20 protein-coding genes and 1 other annotated feature are annotated in these 23581 nt (G+C 39.7%); of the genes, 19 read left to right on the forward strand and 1 reads right to left on the reverse strand.

Annotated elements, in window-relative coordinates:
• The first annotated feature begins 44 nt into the window (after window positions 1–44).
• The 10 genes from rimP to AC27EF_RS00325 all read left to right on the forward strand — a co-directional run bounded on the left by rimP (window position 45) and on the right by AC27EF_RS00325 (window position 8491).
• A complete protein-coding gene (gene rimP, locus AC27EF_RS00280; protein ID WP_487108499.1) occupies window positions 45–509 on the forward strand; it encodes a ribosome maturation factor RimP in 465 nt (154 codons plus the stop codon).
• Between the two features lie 15 nt (window positions 510–524).
• Window positions 525–1700 (forward strand): transcription termination factor NusA, encoded by a 1176-nt coding sequence (gene nusA, locus AC27EF_RS00285; RefSeq protein ID WP_487108169.1) that lies wholly within the window; start codon window positions 525–527, stop codon window positions 1698–1700.
• A gap of 15 nt (window positions 1701–1715) precedes the next feature.
• Entirely contained in the window at window positions 1716–1982 is a 267-nt protein-coding gene (gene rnpM / locus AC27EF_RS00290; RefSeq protein ID WP_487108501.1) for an RNase P modulator RnpM, read from the forward strand.
• Window positions 1975–2280 carry a L7Ae/L30e/S12e/Gadd45 family ribosomal protein gene (locus AC27EF_RS00295; RefSeq protein WP_487108170.1) on the forward strand — a complete coding sequence of 102 codons (306 nt, stop codon included), beginning with the start codon at window positions 1975–1977 and terminating at the stop codon, window positions 2278–2280. The genes rnpM and AC27EF_RS00295 overlap by 8 nt, the downstream gene beginning before the upstream one ends.
• Before the next feature lie 17 nt (window positions 2281–2297).
• On the forward strand, window positions 2298–4598 hold the full coding sequence (gene infB / locus AC27EF_RS00300) for a translation initiation factor IF-2 (RefSeq protein ID WP_487108171.1): 2301 nt from the start codon (window positions 2298–2300) through the stop codon (window positions 4596–4598).
• A 20-nt stretch (window positions 4599–4618) separates the two neighbouring features.
• Window positions 4619–4990 (forward strand): 30S ribosome-binding factor RbfA, encoded by a 372-nt coding sequence (gene rbfA, locus AC27EF_RS00305; RefSeq protein ID WP_487108172.1) that lies wholly within the window; start codon window positions 4619–4621, stop codon window positions 4988–4990.
• Entirely contained in the window at window positions 4977–5921 is a 945-nt protein-coding gene (locus AC27EF_RS00310) for a DHH family phosphoesterase (protein ID WP_487108173.1), read from the forward strand. Before rbfA ends, AC27EF_RS00310 begins: the two co-directional genes overlap by 14 nt.
• Before the next feature lie 8 nt (window positions 5922–5929).
• Window positions 5930–6829 carry a tRNA pseudouridine(55) synthase TruB gene (gene truB / locus AC27EF_RS00315; protein WP_487108174.1) on the forward strand — a complete coding sequence of 300 codons (900 nt, stop codon included), beginning with the start codon at window positions 5930–5932 and terminating at the stop codon, window positions 6827–6829.
• A 9-nt stretch (window positions 6830–6838) separates the two neighbouring features.
• Window positions 6839–7768 (forward strand): bifunctional riboflavin kinase/FAD synthetase, encoded by a 930-nt coding sequence (locus tag AC27EF_RS00320; protein WP_487108175.1) that lies wholly within the window; start codon window positions 6839–6841, stop codon window positions 7766–7768.
• Between the two features lie 96 nt (window positions 7769–7864).
• Window positions 7865–8491: a cytidylate kinase-like family protein gene (locus tag AC27EF_RS00325; RefSeq protein ID WP_487108176.1), complete on the forward strand. Its 627-nt coding sequence runs from the start codon at window positions 7865–7867 to the stop codon at window positions 8489–8491.
• A gap of 45 nt (window positions 8492–8536) precedes the next feature.
• Here the strand turns inward: AC27EF_RS00325 and AC27EF_RS00330 are convergent, their stop codons facing one another.
• Window positions 8537–9595, reverse strand: a complete 1059-nt coding sequence (locus AC27EF_RS00330) for a tyrosine-type recombinase/integrase (RefSeq protein ID WP_487108177.1) — start codon at window positions 9593–9595, stop codon at window positions 8537–8539.
• Window positions 9596–9749: 154 nt separating this feature from the next.
• On the opposite strand from AC27EF_RS00330, the gene AC27EF_RS00335 reads away from it, so the two are divergent.
• From AC27EF_RS00335 to feoB, 9 genes are all read left to right on the forward strand, one after another.
• A complete protein-coding gene (locus tag AC27EF_RS00335; protein WP_487108178.1) occupies window positions 9750–11642 on the forward strand; it encodes an ATP-dependent nuclease in 1893 nt (630 codons plus the stop codon).
• Window positions 11639–12244 (forward strand): flavin reductase, encoded by a 606-nt coding sequence (locus tag AC27EF_RS00340; RefSeq protein WP_487108179.1) that lies wholly within the window; start codon window positions 11639–11641, stop codon window positions 12242–12244. The genes AC27EF_RS00335 and AC27EF_RS00340 overlap by 4 nt, the downstream gene beginning before the upstream one ends.
• A gap of 14 nt (window positions 12245–12258) precedes the next feature.
• Window positions 12259–13974 (forward strand): B12-binding domain-containing radical SAM protein, encoded by a 1716-nt coding sequence (locus tag AC27EF_RS00345; protein ID WP_487108180.1) that lies wholly within the window; start codon window positions 12259–12261, stop codon window positions 13972–13974.
• Window positions 13975–14032: 58 nt separating this feature from the next.
• Window positions 14033–14237 (forward strand) — a binding site (T-box leader).
• A gap of 108 nt (window positions 14238–14345) precedes the next feature.
• Window positions 14346–16274 (forward strand): threonine--tRNA ligase, encoded by a 1929-nt coding sequence (thrS, locus tag AC27EF_RS00350; RefSeq protein ID WP_487108181.1) that lies wholly within the window; start codon window positions 14346–14348, stop codon window positions 16272–16274.
• 321 nt (window positions 16275–16595) lie between these two features.
• Window positions 16596–16904 (forward strand): metal-sensing transcriptional repressor, encoded by a 309-nt coding sequence (locus AC27EF_RS00355; RefSeq protein WP_487108182.1) that lies wholly within the window; start codon window positions 16596–16598, stop codon window positions 16902–16904.
• 16 nt (window positions 16905–16920) lie between these two features.
• Window positions 16921–19482, forward strand: a complete 2562-nt coding sequence (locus tag AC27EF_RS00360; RefSeq protein ID WP_487108183.1) for a heavy metal translocating P-type ATPase — start codon at window positions 16921–16923, stop codon at window positions 19480–19482.
• 245 nt (window positions 19483–19727) lie between these two features.
• Window positions 19728–21026 carry a hemolysin family protein gene (locus AC27EF_RS00365; RefSeq protein ID WP_487108184.1) on the forward strand — a complete coding sequence of 433 codons (1299 nt, stop codon included), beginning with the start codon at window positions 19728–19730 and terminating at the stop codon, window positions 21024–21026.
• 253 nt (window positions 21027–21279) lie between these two features.
• Window positions 21280–21516: a FeoA family protein gene (locus tag AC27EF_RS00370; RefSeq protein ID WP_487108185.1), complete on the forward strand. Its 237-nt coding sequence runs from the start codon at window positions 21280–21282 to the stop codon at window positions 21514–21516.
• Window positions 21513–23564 carry a ferrous iron transport protein B gene (gene feoB / locus AC27EF_RS00375; RefSeq protein ID WP_487108186.1) on the forward strand — a complete coding sequence of 684 codons (2052 nt, stop codon included), beginning with the start codon at window positions 21513–21515 and terminating at the stop codon, window positions 23562–23564. The genes AC27EF_RS00370 and feoB overlap by 4 nt, the downstream gene beginning before the upstream one ends.
• Window positions 23565–23581: the final 17 nt, after the last annotated feature.

The following is a 23581-nucleotide window of genomic DNA, read 5'->3' on the forward strand; positions in this document are numbered from 1 at the left end:
AAGCACAGATGGAGATAGAGACCGCAGAAGAAAGGATGGATGATTTGGCAAAACGAATTGAAATTGAAGAGAGAACAGAAGCTCTGGTGTTACCGATCATGGAAACCAATGATTTTGAGTTGGTTGACGTGGAGTACGTAAAAGAAGGAGCAAACTGGTATTTAAGAGTCTATGCAGATAAAGAAGGTGGAATTAACATTGATGACTGCGTAACCATCAGCCGCAGTCTGGAAGAAAAATTAGATCAAGAAGACTTTATAGAAGACGCTTATATTCTGGAGGTCAGCTCTCCGGGACTTGGAAGACCTCTGAAAAAGGAAAAGGATTATCTTAGAAGTATTGGAAAATCCATTGATGTAAAACTTTATCAGGCAATCGAAAAGCAAAAAGAATTTACTGGTATTTTAAAAGAATCGACACAAGATCATCTTGTAATTACCGTGGATGAAAAAGATATAACATTTGAAAAAAAGAGCATTGCAAGTGCTCGTTTGTCGTTAGATTTTTAAGGAGGAAAGAAAAAAATGAGTGAATTAATTGCAGCATTAAATCAGCTGGAAAAAGAAAAAGGCATCGATAAGGACGTGATTATGGAAGCCATTGAAAATTCACTGCTTGCTGCATGCAAAAGAGATTTCGGAAGTGCAGACAATGTTGTTGTAAATATGGATCGGGAAACTGGTGATATTTATGTGTATGCCATCAAAGAAGTCGTAGAGGAAGTGATGGACCCGGCATTGGAAATCAGTCTTGGAAAGGCAAAAGCAATAGATCAGCGTTTAGAACTTGGCGATACAGTACGCATTGAAATTACTCCAAAAGATTTTGGAAGAATTGCAGCCATGCACGCCAGAAGTGTTATCGTTCAAAAAATCAAAGAAGAAGAACGAAGAGTCGTATACGATCATTTCTATTGCAAGGAAAAGGATATTGTAACCGGTGTCGTACAGCGTTATGTAGGAGAGAATGTCAGCGTCAGCCTGGACGATAAAACCGATGCTCTTTTAATGAAATCAGAGCAAATCCGAGGTGAAGTTTTCAAACCAACTGAACGAATTAAACTTTATATTGTAGAAGTGAAAGAAACCAACCGCGGTCCGAGGATTCTTGTTTCCAGAACACATCCTGATCTGGTCAAACGTCTGTTTGAGAAAGAGGTTGCAGAAATTCAAGATGGCACAGTAGAAATTAAAAATATTGTTCGCGAAGCCGGTTCCAGAACAAAAATGGCGGTTTGGTCCAATGATAAAAACGTGGACCCTGTGGGAGCCTGTGTCGGTCTCAATGGAGCCAGAGTCAATGCCATTGTCAACGACCTGAAAGGTGAAAAAATTGATATTATTAACTGGAACGAAGATCCTTGTATTTTTATCGAAAATGCATTGAGTCCTTCCAAGGTAGTATCAGTTACTGCAGATGTAGAAGAAAAGAGCGCCGAGGTCATTGTTCCGGATTACCAGTTATCACTTGCCATTGGAAAAGAAGGGCAGAATGCCAGACTGGCAGCACGGCTTACCGGTTACAAAATCGACATTAAGAGTGAATCTCAGGCGCAGGAAGAAGCACAAAGAGAAGAAGCGCAGCCGGAAGAATTTGAAATAAAAGATTTTGAAGAGATGGAAATCGAGGACACATTGGATGAAATGAATCAGACAGAAGATTTCGAGAGCGTTGCGCCGGATGCGCCATCGGAAGAATAAACAGGATGTGAAATGATGAATCGAAAAATTCCCACAAGAAAATGTATTGGATGCGGTGAACAAAAGCATAAGCGCGACTTGGTAAGAATCGTTCGTTCCAAAGACGGCGTTATTTCCATGGATGCAACCGGAAAGAAAAATGGCCGGGGCGCTTATATCTGTCCGAAATCCGAATGTCTGAAAAAAGTCCGAAAAACCAGAGGATTGGACCGTGCTTTCAAAACGGCCGTTTCGGAAGAAATTTATGAATTGCTGGAAAAGGAGATGGATGGGATTGAATAAAAAAATACTGTCACTCCTCGGTCTTGCTATGAGATCCGGAAATTTAGTCAGCGGAGAATTTGCCGTACAGGAAGCGATTCGCGCAAACAGCGCCTGCCTGGTTATCGTTGCCGAGGATGCTTCCAGTAATACGAAAAAGATGTTTCAAAACCAATGTAATCATTATCAAGTGCCTCTTTATCATTTCTGTCGAAAAGAAGAGCTTGGACACGCGATAGGAAAGGAGTTTCGAGCTTCCATTGCAGTCACAGATCAGGGATTTTGTAATGCTCTTTTAAGACAACTTGATAAGGAATAATTAAAGGAGGTATAATTATGGCAAAATTCAGAGTATATGAAGTTGCAAAAAAGTTGAATAAAAGTAATAAAGAAATTTTAGAAATATTAAAATCCAAAAATATTGATGTAAAAAATCACATGAGCACTATTGAAGATGCGCAGATGAAAATTGTGGAAGATGCATTTTCCGCAAAAAAAGAAACAAAGCATCCAAAAAAACAAAGTCAGATAAAGTCAGATCACAACAAGAGGAAAGATGGCAGAAAGCCGAATACAGTACAAAATATGGAAAATAGTAAGAAAAATAACAAGAAACTTTCGCAGGGTTCAAAACAGGAAAACCAGAAAAAGGATCAGAGAAATTCGCAGAAAAATTCTAGAAATCAAAAGAATCATACTGCTGACGGGGAGAAGAAAATTTTAAGAAAAGAAAATCCTCAGAATTCTCAGAAATTCGGAAAAAACAAAAAAAATAAGAAGTTTCATACAAAAAACCAACAAGATACAAACCGCAAAAAGAAAACCAGCGGACCGGGAGCATTTATTAAGCCGGAACCGGTCAAAAAACCGGAAGTTGACCCAAATGCACCGGTGAAAATTCCGCCGGTATTATCTTTAAAAGATTTGGCAGATGCCCTCTCCATTCCTGCAAATGATATTATTAAAAAATTATTGATCAGCGGCGGCGGAATGATGAATTTAAATTCCGAATTGGATTTTGAACGCGCCGAAGAAATTGCCATGGAATTTGACCGTCTAGTCGAAATAGAAGAACAAATTGATGTTATCGAAGAAATTTTAAAAGAAGACGAGGAAAATGAAAAAGATATGGTAGTGAGACCTCCGGTTGTCTGTGTTATGGGTCACGTTGACCATGGAAAAACCTCTCTTCTTGATAAAATTCGGTCTACGCATGTTACAACCGGAGAAGCCGGAGGAATTACACAGCATATCGGCGCTTATATGGTTGAAACATCCAATGGAAAAATTACATTTTTAGATACGCCGGGACATGAGGCGTTTACCTCTATGCGTATGAGAGGCGCTCAGTCTACAGATATTGCAATTTTGGTAGTTGCCGCAGATGATGGCGTTATGCCGCAGACAATCGAGGCAATTAATCACGCCAAGGCTGCAGGAATTGAAATCATTGTTGCAATCAACAAAATTGATAAAGAAAGTGCAAATATTGAGCGCGTAAAACAGGAATTGATTGAATATGAATTAGTTCCGGAGGATTGGGGCGGCAGTACTATTTTCTGTCCGGTTTCTGCCCATTCCGGAGAAGGAATTGAGGAACTTTTGGATATGGTATCATTGACTGCAGAAGTATTGGAATTAAAAGCAAATCCAAATCGCAAGGCAAGAGGAATTGTCTTAGAAGCGCAGCTTGATAAAGGAAGAGGTCCGGTTGCAACGGTTCTGGTTCAAAAAGGTACGCTTCATGTAGGAGATGCTGTTGCAGTTGGCAGCGCCCACGGGAAGGTTCGTGCAATGATCAATGACAAGGGAAAAAGAATCAAATCTGCAGGACCATCTACACCGGTCGAAATTCTTGGATTAAGTGAAGTTCCTTTTGCCGGTGAAGTTGTTATGGTAATGGATGGTGAAAAAGAAGCCAGATCTGTGGCAGAAAAATTCATCGCCTATGGACGGGAAAAAATGTTATCTGAGACAAAATCTCAGTTATCTCTGGACGATCTGTTTAACCAAATTCAAGCAGGAAGTGTTAAAGAGTTAAATATTATTGTCAAAGCGGACGTACAGGGTTCTGTTGAGGCAGTAAAACAAAGCCTGACCAAGCTTTCCAATGATGAAGTCGCCGTAAAAGTGATTCATGGAGGCGTTGGTGCAATTACGGAATCTGACGTGAATCTTGCCTCAGCTTCCAATGCAATTATTATTGGATTTAATGTCCGCCCAGAACCTGCGGCAAAAGAAGCAGCTTCTGCGGAAAAAGTAGATCTTCGTCTCTATCGTGTAATTTATAATGCGATTGAAGATATTGAATCTGCGATGAAGGGAATGTTAGATCCTGAGTTTGAGGAAAAAGTCACAGGGCATGCGGAAGTCCGCCAGATCTTTAAAGCATCTGGTATCGGAACCATCGCAGGATCTTATGTTACAGACGGAACCATTCGGCGCGACAGCTCCGCCAGAATTATTCGTGACGGAATTGTCGTACATGAAGGAAAACTCGGCTCTGTTCAGAGAGGAAAAGATGCGGTTAAGGAAGTCCGCAGCGGCTTTGAATGCGGTCTTGTTATGGAAAACTTTAATGACATCAAAGAAGGAGACCAGATTGAATCCTTCGTTATGGAGGAAGTTCCAAGATAACTTCCGGAAAGGAAGCAGCTATGAGAAAAAACAGTATCAAAAATACAAGAATTAACGGTGAAGTTCAAAGAGAATTAAGCCGGATTATCAGTCGTGAGATCAAAGATCCAAGAATCGCGCCGATGACATCGGTTGTCAATGCTGTTGTAACTTCTGATTTGAAACAGTGCAAGGCATATATCAGCGTTCTCGGAACCAAAGAAGAAAAAGAAGAGACTATGAAAGGTCTGCAGAGCGCCGTCGGGTATATCCGCCGGGAACTGGCACATTCCATAAATCTTAGAAACACACCGGAAATCACTTTCGTTTTAGATGATTCCATTGAATATGGAGTCGAAATGTCTCACAAAATCGACCAGTTGAATCATGGGAGTGAAAATGAAACGTTTTAATCAAAGAATCGTGGAGGCAGCAACAATTGCCATTACAGGCCATATCCATCCGGATGGGGACTGTATTGGCAGCTGTCTGGCTCTGAAACAATATATTTTAGATAATTATCCCGGAAAATCAGTCGACGTGTATCTGGAGCCCATTCACCCGGAATTTACTTTTTTAAGCCATGCAGAGGAAATTTTATCCCAGCCTAAAGATATCGTTTACGATCTGTTTTTTGTACTGGACTGCGGATCAGAGGATCGCTTCGCACCATTTGCGTCAATGGTAAATCAGTCATCCAAAGTGATTTGTTTTGATCATCATATCAGTAATTCCGGATATGGAGATGAATTCCTGATTGATTCAGACGCAAGCGCTACCAGCCAAATATTATGCGATCTTTTTGAAGAAGAGAAAATTTCAGAAAATTGTGCCCAGTGTCTTTTTACAGGAATCGTACATGACACTGGTGTATTTAAACATTCCAACACCACCAGGGCTACGATGTCCTATGCCGGGATGTTAATCGAACGCGGAGCATCCAATACGAAAATTATTGATGAAACCTTCTATCAGAAAACATTTTCTCAGAATCGTTTGTTGGGAAATGCTCTGCAAAACAGCCGATTGGAGGCTGACGGAAAGATTATCGTTTCTGTTTTAACACAGGCGGATTTTCGGGCATGTCAGGCACATCATTCAGATACCGACGGCATCATTGATCAGCTACGTATCACAAAAGGGATCGAAACGGCCGTTCTTCTCTATCCTCTGTCAGAAGTGGAATGGAAAGTCAGTATGCGCTCCAACGAGATTGTCAATGTCGCAGACATTGCCCAGTCTTTCGGCGGCGGCGGACACAAAAGAGCGGCAGGTTTTAGTATTAGCGGCACAGAAGATGAAATTTTAGCAGAGCTCATAGAAAACATAAAAGAGCAGTTGTAGAGGTTTTTATGTACAGTGGATTGTTGAATGTTTATAAAGAAAAAAACTATACATCTCACGATGTTGTTGCAAAACTCCGCGGAATTTTAAAGCAGAAGAAGATTGGGCATACCGGAACTTTGGATCCAAATGCAGTGGGAGTTCTTCCCATTTGTCTTGGAAAGGCAACCAAGTTGTGCGACATGCTGACAGGTACCCAGAAACAATATGAGGTTACATTTCAGCTGGGAAAAGAAACGGATACGGAAGATATCTGGGGAACTGTAGTTCAAACATATCCCTCTTTAGAAAATGACGCACCAATTCGGGAGACGATCTTATCTTTTGTCGGAGATTACGCTCAAATTCCGCCGATGTACTCTGCCAAGAAGGTGCAGGGGAAAAAACTCTATGAACTTGCGCGGGAAGGAAAAACCATTGAAAGAACCCCTCAAAATGTCAAAATATATGATATTTCAGACATTTCGATTTCCTATCCTCAAATAAAAATGACGGTAACATGCAGCAAAGGAACTTATATCCGCAGTCTTTGCAGAGACATCGGTCATAAACTTCAAAATGGAGCCTGTATGACCAGTCTGATCCGAACAAAATCCAGTGGTTTTTCTGTTGAGGATTCCTATACTCTGGGGCAAATTGAAGCAGCGGTAAAAAATCAAACCATTGAATCTTTGATTCTTCCGGTTGAAAACATTTTTTTCGATCTCCCAAAGGGTACGGTAAAGAAACAATATTACAAAATTTTATTCAATGGAAATCCATTGAAGCTTTCTGCTTTCTGGGAACAGCCTCTGAACACAGACAAAAAATTGCGGGTATATGACGAAGAAGAGAACTTTATCGGCGTTTATTACTGGAAAAACCATCTGTTTTTCCCTGATAAAATTTTTTATGACAAGAACCAATGAGAGGAAGCCATGGAATACATTCATAATACAGAACAATTTCAATTTCAAAATACAGTGGTTGCCCTTGGAAAATTCGACGGAATGCACAAAGGACATCAGTTAATTTTTGATCAGTTGATTCAATATAAAAAATTAGGATATCGGGCAACGGTCTTTTCGTTTGACCGTCCGCCGCTTACGATGTTAAAACATCAGAATTTTAATGTCATTTATACCACAAAGGAAAAAACAAAACTCCTTTCAAAACGGGGGATTGATATTTATATTGAACATCCATTTACAGATGCGTTTTCCCACCTGTCTCCAGAGGATTTCGTAATCAAAGTATTACTTGAAAAGACCGGAATGAAGATCTTAGTTGTGGGGGATGACTGCGGCTTCGGATATAAACGCCGGGGAAATGTAGAGCTTTTACAGAAAATGTCCAAAGAGTATAATTTTCAGTTAATTGTAATTTCAAAACTTGAGCTTGAAGGAGAAATTGTATCCAGCACAAGGCTTCGGAATTTAATTGCGCAGGGAGAGATTTTAAAAGCAAATCGGCTGATGGAGACACCTTTTATGATTTGTGGTCCTGTGGTACATGGAAATCAAATTGGAGCTGAAGTCTTAGGCATGCCTACAGCCAATCAAATTCCGGAAGAAGAAAAACTGCTTCCTCCTAATGGGGTGTATATTTCACGGATTTATTATAAAGAGCAAATATATTATGGAATCAGTAATATTGGCGTAAAACCAACCATCGAAGGGAAAAAACATATGGGAGTGGAAACCTATATCTTTGACTTTCATAAAAATATTTATCATAAGGAGCTTACAGTGGAGCTACTTTACTATAAACGCCCGGAAATGAAATTTGATTCTTTGGATTCCTTAGCTCGACAAATGCATGAAGATGCTGATTTTGCAAGAACTTATGTAAAAAAACATTTTTCATGATTCTTTTATTTCCTTGTACAAAAACAAAAAATATTGTATACTAATATTAACAAGGAATATCTTGATTTTACCCTTTTGGGGAAGGGAGCGATTCATATGAGTACAAATACAATTATAACAATTGAGAGGCAATATGGAAGTGGAGGACATGTCATCGGAGAGAAACTTTCCAAAGCTCTTGGGATCCCTTTTTATGACAGTGAGTTGATCAAAGTTGCCGCAAAGGAAAGTGGTATCTGTGAAGAGATTTTTGAAAGCTTTGATGAAAAACCAACGACCAGCTTTCTTTACTCGTTGGTTATGGACCCATATTCACTGGGATATAATTCAAATTCTTTTGATCTCCCATTAAATCATAAGGTATTTTTAGCTGCCTTTGATACGATCAAAGAATTGGCATCCAAAGGTCCCTGTATTTTCATTGGAAGATGTGCGGATTATGCATTGGAAGATTTTGACAACTGTTTAAGTGTATATATTCATGCGCCATTTGAAGACAGAATCAAACGAATTGAGAATGAATACGGAATTTTGCAGGAAAAAAGCAAAGAAATGCTTATGAAAAAAGATAAACAGCGCTCCAGCTATTACAATTATTACAGTTCTAATAAATGGGGAGACGCTAAATCTTATGATCTGTGCATCAACAGCAGCTATCTTGGCATTGAAGGCAGCGTTGAATTGATTCAGAAGGTTGTAGCCATGAGAGATACCGGAAAATAAGCAAGGCTGAGAGTTAGGGCAGAAAATAGGCAGATAAATATCTGCCTATTTTTTTTCGCGCAAAATGACTTTTCCTGCTGCCTGACGGCGTCTGGCATCTGACATCGCCGCATAATGTTTTCTTGTGGTGTTGACATCAGAATGTCCCAGTACCTCCGCAACTAAATAAATATCATCTGTTTCCTGGTACAGTGCGGTTCCATAAGTACTGCGTAGTTTATGAGGTGTAATTCGTTTCAGAGGAGTTACAGCCCTGGCATATTTTTTTACCAAGTTTTGTACCGCCTGCACACCGATCCTTTTTCGTTGCATGGAAAAAAACAAGGCATCCTCATGTCCCTCCAAAGCAATGATATGACTTCTGCTTCCTTCAATATACTGAAGCAATGCATCGGCAACCTCATCTCCAAAATAAACGGTCATTTCTTTCCTGCCTTTTCGGATCAAGTGCAGTCCCTGATTTTTAAAATCAATATCAGTCAAATTTAATCCGACTAGCTCTGAAACACGAATCCCCGTTCCCAGAAGCAATGTGATAATGGCAAAATCTCGTTCTTTGGTTTTTTCGTAATAAGAACGCTGCCGACCGGTTAATTGATCCCCCGCATGTTCTACATAGTCCAAAAGCAGAGCCACCTCATCTGCCTCCAGACGAATAATTTCTTTCTCGCGGATTTTGGGCATATCGACAAACAAGGTTGGATTTTTCTGAATCATTTGACGTTTATAAAAATAAGCATAGAAGGAACGAAGCGCAGACATTTTTCGGAAAACTCCCTGTTCTGTATTTTGCATATGTTTCTCATCTGACTGGTAAATTTTTAAGTATTCCATATATTCTTCCAGGTCCACAGATTCAATACAATCTAAATCTGTAACCTTGAAATCCTGAATGGAATAATTTCGGTAAGCGGGATTTTCATCCATCAAGAAATGAAAAAAAACTTTCAGGTCATAAGCATAGGCAATTCTGGTTCGCACCTGAGTCGTGGAATCAATGGCACGGAAGAAATCCTTTGCAAACGGAGGAAGTGTCTTTAAGACCTCTCGAAGTTTTAAGGTCTGTTTTGCAGTTAAAGCATCATAATATGATAATGAATTCATAAATAGTTCACCTGATTTCTTTCTATTCTGCTTTCTATTGTATCAAATACAGCTGGATGAACGCAATATTTTTTGTTGCTCCTTGTTACTTGAATATCCTATGAAAATATGAGAGAATGAAAATAACATAAATATCCGGAAAAGGAGGCTTCTTATGGAACTTGCCTATCTTTCGATTCAAAATTTCAAATCCATACACTTTTTGGAGCTTTCTTCCATTGAAAATGCTTTAATTTTAGTCGGAAAGAACAACGCCGGGAAATCTTCCATTCTGCATGCTCTTCGGGCAGTCGAAGGATCTTATGAGATTACTCATAATGACTTTAATGAGACCATGCAAAATATCGAAATTGAAGTAAAATTATCCATTACCGAAGAGGACTTGCAGATTCTTCACAAAAATGGCTTTGTCAGTCAATATAAAAAATATGACCTTTGGAAGAAAGATTTCTGCACGAAACTGCCGTCCTATCGAGACGGTGTCCTTTCCTTTTGTTTTATCGCGAATAAAGAAGGCAAACAACGATTTCATGATGGGACGAGAAAACACAATCCATACATTCGGGAAATTTTTCCAACCATATATTTTATCGGTACTGAAAGGAATTTAAAACAAATTCAGGACGATCTTTTTTTATTACAGGAAAATAATCTTCTGAAAATCATGCGAACCAACTGTTGTATGTTTGATCAAGCAAAACCATGCAGGCACTGTTTTCACTGTATCGGCTTGATTAATCAAAAGACCCCTCAGGAGCTCAATGCTTTTGAAGCTGCAAAATTATTTGAGTATAAACTCTACCGAATGAACATTGATTATTTTGAAAAAAGAATCAACGAAAGTTTTCATAAAAACGGTGGGTATGAAGATATTCTTTTCTCCATGAACTGCGATGTCAATGAAATGCTCCAAGTCAATGCAGACGCTTATAATCAGGAAAAAGACAGCTCCATTCCGGTGGAACGTCTCGGAAGAGGCATGAAGAGCATTTATATGCTTTCATTGCTGGAAGCTTATGTAACCGATGAAAACCGTCTTCCGTCCATTCTTATGATGGAAGAACCGGAAATGTTCCTTCATCCACAGCTTCAAAAAACCTCCAGTGATATTCTCTATCGTCTGTCTCAAAAAAACCAGATTATTTTTACCACCCACTCGCCTCATTTGCTGTCGAATTTTAACAGCCGCCAAATACGTCAAATTGTACTGGATGAAAATTTCTGTTCCACTGCCAAACAAAAAACAGATCTTAGCGCAATTCTTTGCGATCTTGGCTATAGCGCTGCAGATCTTTTAAATGTAAATTTTGTTTTTATTGTGGAAGGGAAGCAAGATAAATATCGACTTCCAATGCTTTTAAATCATTATTATTCGGAGATGTACGATGAGCAAGGAAATTTAAACCGAATCGCAATTATTACTACAAATAGCTGTACGAATATTAAAACTTATGCTAATCTGAAATATATGAATCAGATCTATATGAAGGATCAGTTTTTAATGATTCGGGACAGTGACGGAAAAGACCCGGAAGAGCTTGGAAAACAACTTTGCCGCTATTACGATGAGAGAAATTTAACAGATCCGGATCAGCTTCCGAAGGTTACAAGAAAAAATGTGCTGATTTTAAAGTATTATTCTTTTGAAAATTATTTTTTAAACCCATCGGTGATGACAAAAATTGGGATCTTGTCTTCGGAAGATTCATTTTTTGAAATCTTATTTGAAAAATGGAAGGAGTACCTTCACCGTCTAAGAAGCGGTCAGCACCTTCAGAAAATTCTGGGGAGAGATTTTCAATCACCGGAAGATATGAAGCAGCATATCGAAGAAATAAAAATTTATCTGAGAGGTCATAATTTATTCGATATTTTTTACGGACCTTACAAACAGCAAGAAAAGGAAATATTAAAGAGATATATTCAAACGGCGCCAAGAGAAGACTTTCAGGATATTCTCAATGCGGCGGATTCATTTCTTTATTTTCATAGCAGAAAAAAGAAACCTACAAATCAACGTGCATTGCACAAAAGGAGGCAATTATGAAAAATCAAGCAGCGATGTTCCAATTAAGTTATGGTCTTTTTGTTCTTTCCGCTAAGGACGGAACGAAGGATAACGGATGTATTGTCAATACAGTCCAACAGGTTACAACTTCTCCGAACCGGATTCTTGTGGCAGTTAACAAAGGAAATTATACCCATGATATGATTTTAAAAACCGGTGAGTTCAATGCATCTGTTTTGTCTGAGGACGCCGGTTTTGATATCTTTCAGCATTTTGGATTCCAAAGCGGCCGGGATGTAAATAAGATGGGAGGTCTGAAAACCTATGATCGTGCAGACAACGGTATTATTTATCTGACCAAAGGCGCAAACGCCTATATCAGCGCTAAGGTTTCACAAACCACAGATCTTGGAAGTCACACGCTGTTTCTTGCGGATGTTACAGACGGAGATCTATTAAATGATGTTCCTTCGGTCACTTATGCATATTATCATAAACATATAAAACCGCAGCCACAGGAAACCAAAAAGACTGGATGGAGATGTAAAATTTGCGGCTATATCTATGAGGGGGAAGAACTTCCGGCAGATTTTATTTGTCCAATCTGCAAGCATGGTGCAGAAGACTTTGAGAAGCTATAGAAGGATAACCGGAGATGAACATTGTTTTAGCCGCAATCAATGCAAAATATATTCACTCAAATCTGGCAGTGTATTGTCTGAAGGCTTACGCGCAGCCTTATCAATCGGAAATTTCCATTGCGGAGTATACGATCAACCAACAGGAAGATGAAATTTTGATGGATCTATACAAGAGGCAGCCGGAGCTTTTATGTTTTTCCTGTTATATATGGAATATTTCATCTGTAAAGCGAATCCTTCGGGAAGCTGCAAAGCTATTTCCGTCAACGCCGATCTGGCTTGGCGGACCGGAGGTTTCTTATGATGCAAAGACAATTTTGCAAGAGCTTCCTCAAGTCACCGGAATTATGAAGGGAGAGGGAGAAGAAACCTTTCGGGAGGTTCTGGATTATTACCATGGCAACATACCATCCCTTAGGAAAATCAAGGGAATTAGTTACCGGGAAAATAACAGAATTCTGGAACTTCCATGGCGGAAAGTCATGGATTTAAGCAAAGTGCCGTTTGTTTATGAACCGATTGAAAAATTTCAGCATAAAATTATTTATTATGAATCCAGCCGGGGCTGTCCTTTTTCCTGCAGCTATTGTCTTTCCTCTATTGACAAATGTTTAAGATTCCGCAAGCTTTCTCTTGTAAAGCAAGAACTGCAATTTTTTCTGGATCACAAGGTCCCCCAGGTAAAATTTGTCGACCGGACATTTAACTGTAATCATCGTCATGCAATGGAAATCTGGAATTACATCACAGAACATGATAATCAAGTGACCAACTTCCATTTTGAAGTTGCGGCAGATTTGTTAAACGAAGAAGAACTTGTGCAAATTGCCAAGATGCGTCCCGGATTGATTCAACTGGAAATTGGAGTTCAGTCCACCAATCCATACACCATCGAAGAAATTCGCAGAAAAATGGATTTTTCAAAAGTGGCTGAAATTGTCAAAAGAATTCATAAAAATGGAAATGTTCATCAGCACTTAGACTTAATTGCCGGACTTCCTTATGAAGATCTTGAAAGCTTTGAACGTTCTTTTCAGGATGTTTACGAAGCCGAACCGGATCAGCTGCAGCTTGGATTTTTAAAAGTTCTAAAAGGCTCCTATATAGAAGAGCAAAAAGAAGCTTACGGATTGCTTTGCAAAGACACCCCTCCCTACGAAGTCCTTTCTACAAAATGGTTGTCCTACGACGATGTGCTAATCTTAAAAAAAGTAGAAGAAATGGTAGAGGTTTATTACAACAGCGGACAATTTACCCATACGATCCGTCAGATGGAACACGAGTTTCCATCGGCATTTTCCATGTATCGCACGCTGGGAGAATTTTATGAACAACAGGGATATGACAAAGTGAAGCATACAAGAATTGCCCGGTACGAAATCCTTTATGAATTTCTTTGTCAGTATCGCGGCAGAAAAGAAACTTTAGCTCTCTATCGTGAGCTTTTGACTTATGACCTTTATTTAAGAGAAAATGTTAAAAACCGTCCGGCATTTGCAGGAGAATATTCTCTGAAAAAAGAAGATCTGAGGGGGCTTTATGAAAGTTTTCTTCCCAAGCATGCAACCCTGAAACATTATGCACAAAAGCATATGAAAAAAATGATCCATATGGAACGATTTTCATTCGATGTGGCAGGAGATTTCAGACAGAAGGAAACCATTCTTTTGTTTGACTATCAAAAACGAAATCCAATGAACCATCAGGCATCTGTTTTTAAAGTATTGTAGTTTTTGCATCTTCCTATTGATTTTACAAAACAGCTTTGCTATAATAACTTAGAAATAAGAAAAAACGTTGAAGAGAAGAGTACCTTATCTGCGGCTTTCAGAGAGAGATGCAGTTGCTGCGAGCATCTTAAGTATCGGGATATGGGAAGACCACCTCCAAGTGGCTGCAAACCAGCCCGGTTGACGCCGTTATTGTCATAATGAGCGATCTGTTTTATCAAAGACAGGTAAATTGGGTGGAACCGCGATAACTCGTCCCATGGATTTTGAATGAATCCATGGGATTTTTTATGTTAGCAATGAGCTAAAGTCCAGATTTCCTTATTTGGAGGATGAAGTAAAACGTTGTATATCAAGAAAGGATGAAAAAAATGAAGATTACATTAAAAGATGGATCTATAAAAGAGTATGAAAACAATATGTCTGTCATTGATATCGCAAAAGATATCAGTGAAGGACTTGCAAGAGTTGCCTGCGCAGGTGAGGTTAACGGAGAGGTTGTGGATTTAAGAACCATTTTAACAGAGGACTGCGAGTTGAATCTTTTAACCTTTGACTCCGATGAAGGAAAACATGCGTTCCGCCATACAGCGTCTCACATTTTGGCTCAGGCGGTCAAACGTTTATATCCGGAAGCAAAGCTTGCCATTGGACCATCCATTGACAATGGATTTTACTATGATATGGAAAAGGATACTCCTTTTACACAGGATGATTTGGAAAAAATCGAAGCGGAAATGAAAAAAATTGTAAAGGAAAATCTGGAAATTACATGTTTTACAAAACCGAGACAAGAAGCGATTGCTTTTATGAAAGAACGCAAAGAGCCTTATAAAGTAGAACTGATTGAAGATCTTCCAGAAGATTCTGTCATCAGTTTTTATCAGCAGGGTGAATTTGTGGATCTTTGTGCAGGACCACATCTTATGAGTACAAAACCCGTCAAAGCAATTAAGCTGACCAGCATTGCCGGCGCTTACTGGCGCGGTGATGAACACAATCAGATGCTGACCAGAATTTACGGAACTGCTTTTACAAAAAAAGCAGAGTTAAAAGAATATCTTACAATGATGGAAGAAGCAAAAAAACGTGACCATAGAAAACTGGGAAAAGAACTGGGTCTGTTTATGATGCGGGAAGAAGGACCTGGATTTCCATTCTTTCTTCCAAAAGGAATGGTTCTGAAAAATACGCTGCTTGACTACTGGCGTGAAATTCATACCAAAGCAGGCTATGTTGAGATTGCAACTCCGATTATGTTAAGCAGGCATTTATGGGAAACATCCGGTCATTGGGATCACTACAAAGAGAATATGTATACAACGGTCATTGACGAAGAAGATTTTGCAATTAAGCCAATGAACTGTCCGGGAGGAGTTTTGGTTTACCAGTCAGAGCCTCGTTCTTATCGTGATCTTCCGCTGCGCATGGGAGAACTTGGACTGGTTCATCGTCATGAAAAATCTGGTCAGTTACATGGATTGATGCGTGTTCGCTGCTTTACACAGGATGATGCACATATTTTTATGACGCCAGATCAAATTAAAGATGAGATCAAAGGCGTTGCGGGACTGATCGATCAGGTTTATAACCTATTTGGATTTAAATACCATGTAGAGCTTTCTACTCGCCCGGAGGACAGTATGGGAAGCGATGAAGACTGGGATCTTGCAACAGATTCTTTAAGAGGCGCTCTGGATGATCTCGGACTGGACTATGTCATCAACGAAGGAGACGGCGCATTCTATGGACCAAAAATTGATTTTCATCTGGAAGATTCCATTGGAAGAACCTGGCAGTGCGGAACCATTCAGCTTGACTTCCAGCTTCCTCTTCGTTTTGATCTCCACTATACCGGAGCAGATGGAGAAAAGCATCGCCCAATCATGATTCATCGTGTTGCATTTGGATCAATTGAACGATTCATCGGTATTTTAATTGAACACTTTGCAGGAGCATTCCCGACATGGCTGTCTCCGGTTCAGGTAGAAGTCATCCCGATTTCCGACAAACATCTGGAATATGGAAAGAAAGTGCTGGAAACTTTAAAAGCTGCTGGAATTCGTGCGGAAATTGATACGCGCGCAGAGAAAATGGGATATAAAATCCGTGAAGCACAGCTTCATAAGATTCCATATATGCTAATTGTCGGAGAGAAAGAAGAAGAGAAGAATGCCGTTTCTGTCAGAAGCCGCTTTCAAGGGGATGAAGGTCAGATGAAGCTGAAGGATTTCTTAAATTCTATTCAAAAGGAAATTGAGGAGAAGGAACGCCGACCGATCGAAAAAGAAGAAAACTAATAAAATCACTTTCCTTTATGTATTTTTGTTTTGTGACGATTGAAATATAACACAAAAAGATATATTTAGAGAGGCACTTAAGTGTATCTTCTCTAATTCTTCAAACCAAGGACCAGAAGATTAGATAATCTTCTGGTCTTTTCTTTATAAATTCTTTATAAATAAGGTATACACTTAAAACTTTTCTTATTAATTCTTGCATTCTTTGATGACTAAAAATTGATAAAAAATGACTCTAAATAAAAATTTTTTTCATTTAATATTTTTCTATTGAATTATACCCCGCCAAGGTATATAATATCGCATAGAAAGGAGATTTTTATGGAAAATCATACAAGACATTGCTGTTCGCATAAATCAAAAGAACGCCCTGATAAAGAGTATAAAGATTTAATAAACAGACTAAACCGAATAGAAGGTCAAGTCCGAGGAATAAAAAAGATGGTAGAAAACGATACTTATTGTACCGACATTTTAATTCAAGTTTCTGCTGTGAACGCAGCGTTAAATAGCTTTAATAAAGTTCTTCTTGCCAACCACATTCGCACCTGCGTATCTGATGATATTCGCGCGGGAAAAGAAGAAACTGTGGATGAACTTGTGAAAGTTCTGCAAAAATTAATGAAATAGAAAAAGGAGGAAGCCAATGGAACAGTATCAAATTACAGGTATGAGTTGCGCTGCCTGCAGCACTCGCGTAGAAAAAGCGGTTTCCAATGTGGAAGGAGTTACATCCTGTTCGGTCAGTCTATTAACCAATTCAATGGGAGTGGAAGGAAGCGCGGAGCCTGCTGCCATTATTTCTGCCGTAGAAAAAGCAGGGTATGGCGCTTCAAAAAAAGGAACAAAACAACAGACAACATCAAATGATGATCTATTAAAGGACCGGGAGACGCCAGTCTTAAAAAAACGCCTGACATTTTCTTTCTGCTTTTTAGTTCCCCTGATGTATGTCTCAATGGGACATATGATGTGGAATTGGCCTCTGCCGAAAATCATGGCTGAAAATCATGTGGCAATGGGATTATTTCAATTACTTTTTACAACAGCTGTAATGCTTATAAATCAGAAATTTTTTATCAGCGGCTTTCAAAGTCTGTGGCATCGTGCTCCGAATATGGATACTCTGGTAGCTCTTGGCGCCGGTGCTTCTTATGGCTACAGTGTCTACGCCTTGTTTGCGATGACTGATGCGCAGATGCGCGGAAATATGACTCAAGTTATGGCTTATATGCACGAATTCTATTTTGAATCTGCCGCAATGATTCTGACATTGATTACACTTGGAAAAATGCTGGAGGCAAGATCAAAAGGACGCACTACAGATGCTCTAAAAAGTCTTATGAAATTAGCTCCGAAAACTGCGGTGGTTTTGCGAAATAATATGGAGACAGAGGTTGAAATTGAACAGGTAAAAATCGGAGATCTTTTTTTCGTAAAACCGGGAGAAACCATTCCAGTTGATGGCGTTATTGTAAAAGGAAACAGTGCCGTCAATGAAGCGGCATTAACCGGAGAAAGCATTCCCGCCGACAAAAAAGAAGGCGATCTGGTTTCGGCAGCAACCTTAAATACTTCTGGATACTTACAATGTGAGGCAACAAGAGTCGGAGAAGATACGACACTTTCTCAAATTATTAAGATGGTCAGTGATGCTGCGGCAACCAAAGCTCCCATTGCTAAGGTTGCAGACAAAGTATCTGGAATCTTTGTACCAACCGTGATCGCCATCTCTCTGGCAACTGTTTTTATATGGCTGGCAGCAGGACAGACCGCCGGGTTCGCTCTTGCAAGAGGAATTTCCGTTCTTGTGATCAGCTGTCCCTGTGCTCTGGGGCTTGCAACTCCGGTGGCCATTATGGTTGGAAGCGGAATGGGTGCAAAACATGGTATTATGTTCAAGACTGCGGTTTCTCTGGAAGAAACCGGGAAAACACAGATTGTGGCGCTGGATAAGACAGGGACAATCACCAGCGGAAAACCTCAGGTTACGGATATTCTGCCTTCGTCCGGAGATCTTTCCAAAGAAGAATTTTTAGCGTTGGCATATGTTCTGGAACGAAAGAGTGAACATCCCCTTGCCCATGCCATTTTGCAGGAAGCCGAAGCGGCCGGCATACAAACTTCCAAAGAAATTCTTAACTTTCAGGCAGTTCCCGGAAACGGTCTATCCGGGTTTCTTGACGGCATGTCGATGTACGGCGGAAATTTAAACTATATTGAGCAATATGCTTCTGTGCCAGAAACAGCGAAAGAAACCGCAGCTGCCATGGCTGAGCAAGGAAAAACTCCTTTATTTTTCAGTCGGAAAGACGAATTTTTAGGAATCATCGCTGTCGCAGATATAATCAAAGAAGACAGCCCTCAGGCGGTAAAAGAACTTCAGGAAATGGGAATTCAAGTTGTAATGCTGACTGGAGATAATGAGCGGACTGCCAAAGCAATCGGAAGACAGGCGGGAGTAAATCAAGTCATTGCCGGAGTTTTGCCGGAAGGCAAAGAAAAAATCATTCGCAAATTAAAGGAAATCGGAAGAGTGGCAATGGTCGGCGATGGAATCAATGACGCGCCGGCGCTTACCAGAGCAGATATGGGAATCGCCATTGGCGCCGGAACCGATATTGCCATTGACGCGGCAGATGTTGTTTTAATGCAAAGCCGCCTGAGTGATGTTCCGGCTGCCATACGCCTGAGCCGGGCATCCTTGAAAAACATTCATGAGAACCTATTTTGGGCATTTATTTATAACATCATCGGAATTCCACTGGCAGCGGGTGTGTGGTATACTTTACTTGGATGGAAACTAAATCCTATGTTCGGCGCGGCAGCCATGAGTCTCTCAAGCTTTTGTGTTGTAACCAATGCTTTAAGACTAAATCTGTTTCAAATACACAATGCAAAGAAGGACAAAAAACAAAAACATGGCGTTACATTGAAAGATCTTGAACAAATTCAGGAAAACAATAAAAACAATTCAACAAAACAGGAGGACTTTCTTATGGAAAAAACAATGGAAATTGAAGGAATGATGTGTGCACACTGCGAAGCAGCGGTCAAAAAGGCTCTGGAGGCATTAACCGGCGTAGAAACAGCGTCTGTCAGCCATGAAAACGGAATTGCCACAGTGAAGATGTCTGCAGAAGTTTCCAATGAAGAGTTAAAAAAGGCGGTGGAAGAAAAAGATTATAACGTATTGAAAATTCAATGATTCCGTCATGCAAAAATCTCTTGCCTCTAACTATAAAATATGTTATCTTAATCACATCGACAGGAAGGATGTGATGAAATACATGGCAGACAACAGAAAAGACGAGACAGATACTGTCTCGACCATGAGATGGGCTCCATGTAGTATTATGAATCAATAGAGGGTACAGTCTGTATTTTATGCAGACTGTACCCTTTCATGCTTTTATACTATGTATCATACTTTTTATGGAGGAAATTCACATTATGATCGGAGCAATCATTTTACAAATTCTTTTAATCTTTTTAAACGCTGCATTTGCTAGCGCTGAGATTGCGGTAATCTCTTTAAATGAAACAAAATTGAAAAATATGGCAGAAGAGGGCAACAAAAAAGCAAGAAAATTAAACCTTCTTATACAGCAGCCCGCTAAATTTCTCGCAACCATACAGGTTGCCATCACACTGGCAGGATTGTTAGGAAGTGCCTTTGCCGCAGATAACTTTGCGGAACCGCTGGTACAGTTTTTCACAGACCACGGTGCCTCGATTCCAAAACATATTTTAAATACCATCTCTGTTTTTGCAATCACACTGATTTTGGCATATTTCAGTCTGGTTTTCGGCGAGCTCGTTCCAAAACGAATTGCTATGAAAAAAGCAGAAACATTAGCGCTTGGAATGTCCGGAGTTTTATATTCGGTTTCTAAAGTTTTTGCACCGATTGTGTGGCTGCTGACAATTTCCACAAATGGGATTTTACAACTGTTCGGAATTGATCCAACTCAGGAAGATGAGACCATATCGGAAGAAGAAATCCGAATGATGCTTGCAGAAGGAAAGAAACAAGGAACCATTCAAAAAGAAGAAAACGAAATGATTCAAAATATTTTTGAATTTGACGATCTTTCTTTAGAAGAAATCTGCACGCACAGAAAAGAAGTCGTATTCTTGCGCAATGAAGATGATGTGGAGGTCTGGGAAAATGATATTCATAACAGCCGACATACATATTATCCGATTTGCGGTGAAAATCAAGATGACATTCTGGGGATTTTAAATACAAAAGATTATTTTCGATTAGATCAAAAAGATAAACAAACGATTATGAGCGAAGCCGTTGAAAAAGCCTTTTATGTTCCGGAAAATATGAAGGCAAATATTTTGTTTCAAAATATGAAAAGAAATCAACACTTCTTTGCGGTCGTTCTGGATGAATACGGTGGGGTTACCGGAATTATCACACTACATGATTTGATGGAAGAACTGGTAGGTGAATTTGATGACGATGAAATTGAAATTGAACGGATGAGCGCCAGCCAGTGGCAAATTCAGGGAACAGCAGATCTGGAAGATGTCCAGGAAGAAGTCGGGGTGCCGATGCCAATTGAAGAATATGACACCTACAACGGATTTCTATGCGGACTGATCGGAAGGGTGCCGGATGACGGAGAATCCTTTGAATGTGAATATGAAAATATTAAAATTAAAATCTGCGAGGTATCCGGCCATCGAATTAAAGGAACCATAGTAGAAAAGATTTCCGTTCCAAAATCGTCTGATTAGGATTTACAATGATTGTTATAAAAAATAAGATTTTAAAACAAAAACAGACAAGATAAAATCAAAATTGTTATATTTTATTTATCAACGTGCTGTGAATCAAAAGGCAGATGAAGAGTATAGAAGAGTTAATTTCTTTTATACTCTTTAAATTGATTGTCAAAATCCTCCTTAATCACTGAAAAAAATTATCAATTATTGCCGAAATCTGATATAATACAGTTAGTTTATCTTAATTTGTTAGGAGGCAGAAATTTTGAAGCAAACAATAGCACTGAGCCATGGGAGGATTGGAGCCGACTATCGGGTCCTGTCCTTCCATCTTCCTTTGAAAATAGAAAAGCGATTGGAAGCGCTGGGAATGACACAGGGGACCACGATTACTGTTTTAAATAGTAAACATCACGGAATTTTAATAGTAAAAATTCGCGGAACCAGATTCGCATTGGGAAAAAATATTACAAAGAACATACAAGTGAGGTGTGAGCAGTGAAAGAAGATTTAACCATCGGATTTATTGGAAATCCAAATTGTGGAAAAACAACGTTATTTAATGCTTATACCGGAGCAAACTTAAAGGTTGCCAATTGGCCGGGAGTTACTGTAGAGCGAATGGAGGGCGCCATCAAAGACCACGACATTAACATTCGTCTCGTTGATCTTCCGGGAACCTACAGTTTGACTTCCTATACAATGGAAGAACAGGTATCGCGGCAGTTTATTTTAAGTGATGAAGTGGATGTAATTGTAGACGTAGCGGATGCATCCTCTTTGGAGCGAAATCTCTATTTGACGCTTCAATTGCTGGAACTTGGAAAACCAGTTGTTTTAGCATTGAATATGATGGATATTGTGGCAAAGCGCGGTATGGAAATTGATACCCACAGACTCCCGGAAATGCTTGGTATTCCAGTGATTCCGGTGTCTGCAAGAAACAGAACCGGTTTGGATATTCTCTTACACGCGGCGGTTCATCACCGCAACGCCGTGAAACCTGATATTTTGATTCACAATCACCATGATCATCCCTCTTTCGGGCATATACATAATCATCATAAAGACTTTGCTATGGTGTATTCTGATCAACTGGAAGATAAAATTGACGCGGTCATGCAGCATATGCAGGCGATGTATCCTGGATTGGAGAATTATCGGTGGCTGGCATTAAAACAGTTAGAGCAGGATCAGGAAATTATAAAAAAATATCCCCTAAATCTTCCGGAAGTTTTAGACCGTAATTATGAATCAGATATCATCAATGAAAAATATGACTTTATTCAGGAAATCATTGATGAAGTTCTTGTGAACAAAAGCCGGCAGGAAGCCTTGACGGAAAAAATTGATCATATTTTAACTCATCGGATTTTTGGGGTTCCTGTTTTTCTTGGAATTATGGCATTGGTATTTTGCCTCACATTTGTAATTGGAGACTGGATGAAAGGTTATTTTGAACTATGGCTGGATTGGTTTTCAAATGTCGTCTCTCATGGACTTTCTGCGGCCCACGTGGGAAATGTGCTGCAATCTCTCGTTGTTGACGGAATCATTGCAGGTGTCGGTGGAATCCTGACATTTCTGCCGAATATTTTTATTTTATTTCTAGCGCTGGCTTTTCTGGAAGACAGCGGTTATATGGCAAGAGTCGCCTATGTTATGGAAGGAATTATGAGTAAACTTGGACTTTCCGGACGCGCCTTTATTCCTATGATCCTGGGATTTGGATGTACGGTACCGGCAATTATGGCTTCCAGAGCATTGGAAAACCCAAGAGACCGCTATAAAGTGATGTTGATTACTCCATTTATGAGTTGCAGTGCGAGACTTCCCATTTACATCTTGTTTTCCGGTATGTTTTTTCAGCAGTATGCAATGCTGGCAGCCTATTCTATGTACGTTATCGGGTTAATTGTGGCGGTGCTGATTGCAGCAATTCTTCATTTCATAGACCGAAAAGCAGAACCAAATTATTTATTGATTGAGCTTCCGGAATATAAGGCGCCAAGCGCCAGAACGGTTGCAATTTATGTGTGGGAAAAAATCAAAGATTACCTGACAAAAGCAGGGACCACTATTTTTATTGCTTCTATTCTCATGTGGGTGATCCTAAACTTCGGAGTTCATGGCTATACAGCAAATATGGCTGACAGCTTCGGCGCAGTCATCGGGAAATTTCTGGTACCGTTTTTTGCACCTTTGGGGCTTGGATTATGGCAGATTACGGTTGCTTTGATTGCTGGCATTTCGGCAAAAGAAGTGGTAGTCTCAAGCTTTGCAGTTCTCTTTGGAATTTCCAATATCAACTCCGCATCCGGCATGCAGGCCTTAACTGAAATACTCGGAACAAAGGGCTTCGGTCCGCTTCATGCATTTTGTCTTATGGTTTTTTGCCTACTGTACATCCCATGCGCGGCAACACTTGCCACCATTCGCAGGGAATCAAACAGCACAAAATGGATGATTTTGACTGCCTGTTTTCAATTGGCAACTGCATGGATTATAACCTTTCTGATCTATCAGATCGGAAGTGCGATTTTATCATAAACACAAGGGGGAAGAAT

Source organism: Anaerostipes stercorihominis (assembly GCF_057535655.1).

What these genes read in the sequence shown, in the direction of transcription:
- infB (WP_487108171.1), top strand. Translation starts at nt 2,298, where the DNA reads ATGGCAAAATTCAGAGTATATGAAGTTGCAAAAAAGTTGAATAAAAGT.
- AC27EF_RS00345 (WP_487108180.1), top strand. Translation starts at nt 12,259, where the DNA reads ATGAACATTGTTTTAGCCGCAATCAATGCAAAATATATTCACTCAAAT.
- AC27EF_RS00340 (WP_487108179.1), top strand. Translation starts at nt 11,639, where the DNA reads ATGAAAAATCAAGCAGCGATGTTCCAATTAAGTTATGGTCTTTTTGTT.
- AC27EF_RS00335 (WP_487108178.1), top strand. Translation starts at nt 9,750, where the DNA reads ATGGAACTTGCCTATCTTTCGATTCAAAATTTCAAATCCATACACTTT.
- AC27EF_RS00360 (WP_487108183.1), top strand. Translation starts at nt 16,921, where the DNA reads ATGGAACAGTATCAAATTACAGGTATGAGTTGCGCTGCCTGCAGCACT.
- truB (WP_487108174.1), top strand. Translation starts at nt 5,930, where the DNA reads ATGTACAGTGGATTGTTGAATGTTTATAAAGAAAAAAACTATACATCT.
- AC27EF_RS00330 (WP_487108177.1), bottom strand. Translation starts at nt 9,595, where the DNA reads ATGAATTCATTATCATATTATGATGCTTTAACTGCAAAACAGACCTTA.
- AC27EF_RS00365 (WP_487108184.1), top strand. Translation starts at nt 19,728, where the DNA reads ATGATCGGAGCAATCATTTTACAAATTCTTTTAATCTTTTTAAACGCT.
- AC27EF_RS00325 (WP_487108176.1), top strand. Translation starts at nt 7,865, where the DNA reads ATGAGTACAAATACAATTATAACAATTGAGAGGCAATATGGAAGTGGA.
- nusA (WP_487108169.1), top strand. Translation starts at nt 525, where the DNA reads ATGAGTGAATTAATTGCAGCATTAAATCAGCTGGAAAAAGAAAAAGGC.
- AC27EF_RS00310 (WP_487108173.1), top strand. Translation starts at nt 4,977, where the DNA reads ATGAAACGTTTTAATCAAAGAATCGTGGAGGCAGCAACAATTGCCATT.
- AC27EF_RS00320 (WP_487108175.1), top strand. Translation starts at nt 6,839, where the DNA reads ATGGAATACATTCATAATACAGAACAATTTCAATTTCAAAATACAGTG.
- AC27EF_RS00355 (WP_487108182.1), top strand. Translation starts at nt 16,596, where the DNA reads ATGGAAAATCATACAAGACATTGCTGTTCGCATAAATCAAAAGAACGC.
- thrS (WP_487108181.1), top strand. Translation starts at nt 14,346, where the DNA reads ATGAAGATTACATTAAAAGATGGATCTATAAAAGAGTATGAAAACAAT.
- rbfA (WP_487108172.1), top strand. Translation starts at nt 4,619, where the DNA reads ATGAGAAAAAACAGTATCAAAAATACAAGAATTAACGGTGAAGTTCAA.
- rnpM (WP_487108501.1), top strand. Translation starts at nt 1,716, where the DNA reads ATGAATCGAAAAATTCCCACAAGAAAATGTATTGGATGCGGTGAACAA.